Source organism: Pseudomonas monteilii NBRC 103158 = DSM 14164 (assembly GCF_000730605.1).
Taxonomy (GTDB): Bacteria; Pseudomonadota; Gammaproteobacteria; order Pseudomonadales; family Pseudomonadaceae; genus Aquipseudomonas; species Aquipseudomonas monteilii.
The window spans coordinates 1-1,295 of the sequence record NZ_BBIS01000116.1 but is presented as its reverse complement, the minus strand read 5'-3'; the positions used below and the strand labels follow the sequence as shown (position 1 = coordinate 1,295).

Sequence of the window (1,295 nt, the reverse complement as noted above, 5' to 3'; positions counted from 1 at the left end):
CCCTAAAGCTTCTTACCGTTTTTTTTCGACTGCACTAAGCTAGAGATTCATTCCGGGATAGGGGAGGCGCGGCTGGAGATGAGGTTGGCCGATTTCATTCTGCTCAATATGGAGTCCATTCTGGAGGCATGGGAGGACTTTGCGCGCACGCTCAATACGCCCCTGCCTGACCTTGATGATGCCGGCCTTCGTAACCATGCAGAGAGCATTTTGCGTACCATTGCTCAGGACATGCAGGCGCCCCAGTCCGCCATCCAGCAGTATGAAAAATCCAGAGGGTTGCAAAGCCCTAGCCCGGTTGAAACTGCCGCTCAGACACATGCTGTCAACCGTCTCGACGCAGGATTTACGCTCGACCAGGTGGTGGCAGAGTATCGAGCATTGCGTGCAAGCGTTTTGCGGCTTTGGCTGCCACTTCAGATGCCTGGTGAATCGCACGACTTAGACGACTTGGTTCGTTTCAATGAGGCCGTAGATCAGGCTTTGGGCGAGTCAATCACATCATATGGCATCGCGGTTGAAACGACTCGGAAACTCGTGCTTGGAGTGCTCCGTCATGACCTCCGGACGCCATTGACCGCAGCCCTGCTGGGTGCCGAGGTTTTGAGTGGCAAACGCCATTTTTCAGCGCAAGAACGGAGGATTGCGACTCAGGTTGCCACCAGTGTGGTTCGAGCCAAGCAGATCGTGGCCGACCTGCTCGATCTGGCTAAAGCTAACCTCGGGACAGGTATTCCTATCCAGAGGGAGGAGATCGATCTCTCACTGGTGTGTCATACACTCGTGGAGGAGCTTCGCGTTTCTCGTCCTGAGATCACTGTGGATTTGCAGGGAGCTACCCAAGCGCTTGGGCATTTCGACGGCACACGTTTGGGTCAGGCGTTTTCTAATCTTATCGCGAATGCTGTCCATCACGGCGATCTTTCCAAGCCCATTACCGTGACGTTGACCCAAGGCCCAGCGGCTGTCGAGTTCAGCGTGCACAACTGGGCAAGTCCATTCCACCCGCCGTATTGCCCTATCTGTTCGACCCACAAGGTCGATATTCCCGTTTGACCTCTGAACATCATGAAGCATCAGGTGGTCTAGGCCTTGGTTTGTTCATCGTGAGCGAAATCGTGTCTCGACATGGCGGTACCATCGATGTCGAATCCAGCATGGCCAGCGGGACTACCTTCCATATCTCGTTGCCTACTCATAAGCACTCCGAGCGTTTTCTGAATCGCACCTGATTTTGTAGGCACTGACTGGCCGCATTGGGTCGATTGCGTTCAGTCGCGACCGGCTGCTTTCGA

The 1,295-nt window shown here is 54.6% G+C and carries 2 protein-coding genes; both read left to right on the top strand.

Annotated elements, in window-relative coordinates:
- Positions 1-84: 84 nt before the first annotated feature.
- Entirely contained in the window at positions 85-1,056 is a 972-nt protein-coding gene (locus PM2_RS29400) for a sensor histidine kinase (RefSeq protein WP_306372118.1), read from the top strand.
- Positions 1,014-1,232: an ATP-binding protein gene (locus PM2_RS31955; protein WP_306372119.1), complete on the top strand. Its 219-nt coding sequence runs from the start codon at positions 1,014-1,016 to the stop codon at positions 1,230-1,232. The genes PM2_RS29400 and PM2_RS31955 overlap by 43 nt, the downstream gene beginning before the upstream one ends.
- The last annotated feature ends 63 nt before the right edge of the window (positions 1,233-1,295 follow it).